Raw genomic sequence first — 5,373 nt, 5'->3', positions numbered from 1 at the left:
ATCCCAGCGATGACTTCGTGGTCTCCGAGGTCAGCCTGCAGCGCTTCACCGCCGGCGCGGCGCCGCCTGCCGAAGACGCAGCGCGCGGCTGGGTGTACCTGGTCAGCCTCGACTACAACGCCAAGGGCTGGACCCAGATGGTTCCTGTGCTGCTGGATGGCAGCATCGTGCTGAGCGACAACGAGAAATCGTAAGGGCGGGGCCTTACGCGGGCACCTCGACCTGCGCACGCATCCGCACCGGAATGGACTTCGCCGCCGGCGTGCCGCTGATGCGGTCGTAGTAGTCCAGCGGCAGCAGCGGGTTCAGCTCCGGGTAGTAGCCGGCCAGCGCACCGCGCGGCATCGGATAGTCAAGCACGGTCAGGCCTTCGATGCGCCGCGTCACACCATCGTCGCTGATCGTTTCCAGGCTCACCAGGGCTTCCTTGYCGAGCCCGCGCGCCARACGGTCTTCGATGTTCATGAACACCACCATGCGGTCGTTGTACACACCGCGGTAGCGATCGTTGTAGCTGTAGATGGTGGTGTTGTACTGGTCGTGCGAACGCACCGTGGCCAGCCGCAGCATCTCCGGGTCATCGACCACCGTGTTCACTTCCAGGCCCGGCATGACCAGGATGTTGGCCTTGCCGTTCGGCGTCGGCCACACGCGCCGGCGCGGTGGAATATCCAGGTGGAAGCCGTGCAGTGCCTGGATGCGCTCGTTGAAGCCTGCGTAGATGTCCGGGTAGACGGCGGCGATCAAGTCGCGGATCGGGCCGTAATCGTGCATGTAAGCGGCCCAGTCCACCTTGCTGCCCGGCAACGTTGCCATCGCCATCCGGCAGACGATCTCCACCTCCGGCAGCACGTGGTCGCTGGCCGGCTCCAGCACGCCGCGCGACGCCGTCACGTTGGACATCGCATCTTCGATGGTGACGAACTGCTCGCCCTTCGGCGTGCGGATCCACTCCGAGCGCGCCACCACCGGCAGGATCAGCGCGTCGCGACCGTGCACAAGATGCCCCCGGTTGAGCTTGGTGGCGATGCCCACGGTCAGTTCCAGTTTGCGCATGGCCTGGTAGGCGCGCTCGGTATCGGGCACGGCATGGATGAAGTTACCGCCCATGCCGATGAACACCTTGGCACTGCCATCGAGCATCGCCGCGATCGACTCGACCACATGGTGGCCGTGCTCGCGCGGCGGATCGAAACCAAACACCTGCTGCACGCGATCCAGGTAGCGCGCCGTGGGCTTCTCGTCGATGCCGACGGTGCGGTCGCCCTGCACGTTGGAATGGCCACGGATCGGACCGATACCCGCGCCCGGCTTGCCGAAATTACCGCGCAGCAACAACAGGTTGGCCACCTGCTGCAGCAGCCGCGACCCCTGCTGGTGCTGGGTCAGGCCCATGCCATAGCAGATGACCGTCGCCTGCGAACGGATGTAGATCTCCGCGCAGCGCCGGATCTGTTCCTGCGCGATGCCCGACACCCGCACGATCTCATCCCAGTCCTGCGCCAGCACGTCCTCGCGCAGCGCCTCCAGGCCAACGGTGTGTTCGGCCAGGAAGGCATGATCCAGCACCTGCTCACCCTGGGCCTCGCGCTCGAACATCACCTTCATCATGCCCTTGATCAGCGCCAGGTCGCCGCCGATGCGGACGTGCACGAACTCGCTGGTGATCTCGGTGGAACCGAAGGTGGCCATCTGCACCACGTCCTGCGGTTCGGTGAAGCGGATCAGGGCACGCTCCGGCATCGGGTTGACCGCCACGATCGGCACGCCGCGTTTGCGTGCTTCCACCAGGTTGCTCATCATCCGCGGCGAGTTGGTGCCGGTGTTCTGGCCCATCACGAAGATCGCCTCGGCGTGTTCGAAGTCGTCCAACACGATGGTGCCCTTGCCCACGCCGATCACCGGCGGCAAGCCCCGGCTGGTCGGCTCGTGGCACATGTTCGAGCAGTCCGGGAAGTTGTTGGTGCCGAACTCGCGCACGAAGATCGAATACAGGAACGCTGCTTCGTTGGGCGTGCGGCCGGAGGTGTAGAACTCGGCTTGGTCAGGGTTATCCAAAGCCTGCAGATGCCGGCCGATCAGCGCGAACGCCTCGTCCCATTCGCAGGGAACATAGTGATCGGTGGCGGCGTCGTAGCGCATCGGCTCGGTCAACCGGCCCTGCAGCTCCAGCCAATAGTCGGTCTGCGCCATCAGCTCGGTGACGGTGTGCTGGGCGAACAGCTCGCGGGTCACCCGGTGCTGGGTCGCTTCCCAGGCCAAGGCCTTGGCGCCGTTCTCGCAGAATTCCAGCTTCTTGCGGTGGTCGGCATCGGGGAACGCGCAGCTGGGGCACTTGAAGCCACCCGGCTGGTTCATCGCCAGCAGTGCCTTCGATCCTTTGCCGATCACGCTCTGCTGCAGCAGCACCTTGGCGGTCGCACCGGCGGCCCCCCAGCCGCCTGCCGGTTGGTTGTAGGGCTTGTAACGCGGCGGCTTCTGTTCGGACATGGTCGGGAACCTGCGTTGGTGGAGTGCCTGCCTGCAGTGCCGGGCCCGCGCCCGGCTGCCGTGGCCAGTCAAGCACGCCGGCAACCGCGGCGCCATAGCCCGACTGTGGTAACGCAGGCTGCCATGGCAACGGTTACCGCCGCGTCTTCACTGGATGGCTGCGTTATTCTGCGGGCGTAGCCTGCCCTTCTGCTTTGCCCAGGATGTGCCGCATGCCAGGATCGACGCCGCCCTCCCCTCCGCCCGCCGGCACGGCACTGCGCACGTTGCAGCGCTGGCGTAGCGCGGGGCAGGAGCAACAGGTGGACGTGATCGCCGAAGAAGTGCCGGTGGTGATGCGCTACAACGGTGCCGCCTTCGCGGTGATGATGGCCACGCCATGCGACCTGGAGGATTTCGCGCTGGGCTTCTCGCTCAGCGAAGGGTTGATCGAGCGTCCTCACCAGTTGCTGTCCATCCAGGTGCAGCCACAACTGGAGGGCATCGAGCTGAATATGAGCGTGTCCGCCGACGCCCCCRGCGCCGCACTGGATCCTGACAACGGGCGCCTGCTGCCGGGTCGCGGCGGCTGTGGGTTGTGCGGTGCACGCCAGCTGGAGGACGTGCTGCGTCCGCTGCCTCCGGTAAAGGACCGCCGCACGTATCAGACGGCTGCACTGCAGCGGGCATTGGCTGGGCTGGCCCTACGCCAGCCGATGAATGCTGCCAGTGGTTCGACCCATGCAGCGGCCTGGGCCGATGCCAGTGGCCGCATCGGCTGGGTGCGCGAAGACGTCGGCCGCCACAATGCGCTGGACAAGCTGATCGGTGCACTGCACCACAACGAACACAGCATCGATGGCGGCCTGCTGGTGGTATCCAGCCGTGCCAGCTACGAAATGGTCAGCAAGGCCGCGCGCGCCGGTGCCAGCGTACTGGCCGCCGTCTCGGCCCCCACTGCGCTGGCCATCGATCTGGCCCGCAGTGCCGGCCTGTGCCTGGTGGGCTTCGCCCGCGAAGAAGGCTTCAACGTGTATACCCACCCGGAGCGGCTGCAGGGGGATGGCCTGCACGGGCATCCGCCTGCCTGACGGGCGCCCTCAGCGGACGGACTGGCTGCTACGCCTTGCGGGACCGCTCGGGAGAGAGCAGCCCGCCGATCCGTTCGGTCACCTGCGCGCGCACGTTCTCGTCCAGCTGGCCTTCGTACATGGCCTCGTAGATCCACAGGCCATCGGCGGCCAGCCGCGCCACGAAATTATCCAGCGCCGCCGGATCGTCGCTGCCGGCGGCCGGTGGCGAAGGCGCCCAGCGCTGCACCACCGGTGCCCACGGCCGCTCGCTGGGGAATTCGGGGTCCACCGAGTCCAGCATGAACATCAGCTCGGCACGGGTGGCACTCTGCGCCGACACACGCACGAAGGTCTGGTAGCGCTCCAGCGCAGTGGCCTCGCCGGCCGACTTGCCCAGCAGCACCTCCATCGATGCTTCCCAGCTCTGCACCAGGTGCTCGTCGATGCCGCGCAGCAACGCTTCGCGCGAAGGAAAGTGGTACAGCAGGCCGCCACGGGTCAACTGCGCCTCGGCCGCCACCGATTCAAAGGTGACCGCACGCACGCCGTCGCGGTTGATCACGCTGACGGCGGCGTCGAGGATGCGCTCGCGCTTGCTGGTTCTCATGCCGTTATTTTACGCGATCGGCGGCGCCGTCGCGGCCACCGGCGCGTCCACGCAGCAGGCGCGCGATGATCACCGCGCCGGCCGCCAGCACCGCACTGATCACCAGCAGCACGATCTGGTAACCGCGATCGTAGGCCGCGGTGGCCAGCGCGAACCACTCGCCCTGCCCCACCTCACGCGCCACGTGCAGCGCCTGGGTGAAGCCCTCGCGCGCCGCGGCGGGAATACCCGCCGACTCCGGCAGGAAAGCGCCGTACATCGCAGCGCTCAGGCTGCCCAGCAGCGCGACGGCCAGCAGGCCGCCGAACTCGTAGGACACTTCCTCCACCGACGAGGCCATGCCCGCACGATGCGGCGGCACGTTGTTGAGGATGGCGGTGGACGCCACCGAGATGGCAGCACCCATGCCGAAGCCGGTGATCGCCATGCCGGCCACCACCCAGCCCAGCCCATGTGGGAAGCCCAGCGCCACCACGCCCACACCTACCGCACCGGCCGCAAGGCCACCGCAGATCAGTGGCCGCAGGCCGACGCGATGCAGCACGCTGCCGCCCAGCAACGCGCTGGGCAGGCTGCCCAGCGCCGCCACCGATACCAGCAGGCCGGCCTGCAACGGGCTGAGGCCGGCCACCAGCTGGAAACGCTGGGTGGTGAGCAGCTGCAGCCCGGCCATCGCAAACAGGGTGAACACCGCCGACAGGGTGCCGGCAAGGAAGGCCGGATTACGGAAGATGGCGAAATCCAGCAGCGGATACGGCAACTGCTGCTGGCGGCGGCTGAAGGCGATGCCGGAGATGACCGCCAGCAGCAGCGAGACCGCTCCCACGCTGTACGAGGGCGGCGTGGCGATCAGTGACTTGATCGCCAGTACCAGGCCCGACAGCGCTGCCAGTGCCAGCAGCGAGGACAGCAGGTCCCATGGGCGGGTGCTGTCGCGCTGCCCTTCCGGTGCCAGCAACAGGGTCGCGATGAAGGCGACCACCACCACCGGCACGTTGATGAGGAACACCGAGCCCCACCAGAAGTGCTGCAGCAGCAAGCCACCGATGATCGGCCCCAGCGCCGCACCGACGATGGCCACCGAACCCCAGATCGCGATGGCGATGTTGCGCTCGCGTTCTTCATGGAAGCTGAGCCCGATCAAGGCCAGCGTGGCCGGCATCATCGCCGCCGCACCCACGGCGAGGAAGGCGCGCGCTGCGATCAGCTGCCCTGCGGTTGCAG

Annotated in this window: 5 protein-coding genes; 2 read left to right on the top strand and 3 right to left on the bottom strand. The window is 67.2% G+C overall.

The genetic code is table 11. The annotated features are described in order from the left end of the window. On the top strand, positions 1-194 hold a 194-nt coding region (locus AB4Y84_RS12080), incomplete at its 5' end, for a hypothetical protein (protein ID WP_442250192.1). 10 nt (positions 195-204) lie between these two features. On the opposite strand, the gene AB4Y84_RS12075 is transcribed toward AB4Y84_RS12080, so the two are convergent. Further along, positions 205-2,490 carry an FdhF/YdeP family oxidoreductase gene (locus tag AB4Y84_RS12075; RefSeq protein ID WP_442250191.1) on the bottom strand — a complete coding sequence of 762 codons (2,286 nt, stop codon included), beginning with the start codon at positions 2,488-2,490 and terminating at the stop codon, positions 205-207. A 212-nt stretch (positions 2,491-2,702) separates the two neighbouring features. Here AB4Y84_RS12075 and fdhD point away from each other — a divergent pair, with 212 nt between their 5' ends. After that, a complete protein-coding gene (fdhD, locus tag AB4Y84_RS12070; protein ID WP_442250190.1) occupies positions 2,703-3,560 on the top strand; it encodes a formate dehydrogenase accessory sulfurtransferase FdhD in 858 nt (285 codons plus the stop codon). Positions 3,561-3,588: 28 nt separating this feature from the next. On the opposite strand, the gene AB4Y84_RS12065 is transcribed toward fdhD, so the two are convergent. After that, positions 3,589-4,149 (bottom strand): TetR/AcrR family transcriptional regulator, encoded by a 561-nt coding sequence (locus tag AB4Y84_RS12065; protein ID WP_394195566.1) that lies wholly within the window; start codon positions 4,147-4,149, stop codon positions 3,589-3,591. A gap of 4 nt (positions 4,150-4,153) precedes the next feature. Beyond that, positions 4,154-5,373, bottom strand: a 1,220-nt coding sequence (locus tag AB4Y84_RS12060; protein WP_442250189.1) for an MFS transporter, incomplete at its 5' end; no start/stop codon positions are given.

This window comes from Stenotrophomonas sp. 2YAF22, from assembly GCF_052114665.1.
GTDB classification, from domain to species: domain Bacteria; phylum Pseudomonadota; class Gammaproteobacteria; order Xanthomonadales; family Xanthomonadaceae; genus Stenotrophomonas; species Stenotrophomonas indicatrix.
The sequence above is the reverse complement of the archived record's forward strand: the minus strand, read 5'-3'. Positions and strand labels throughout refer to the sequence as shown.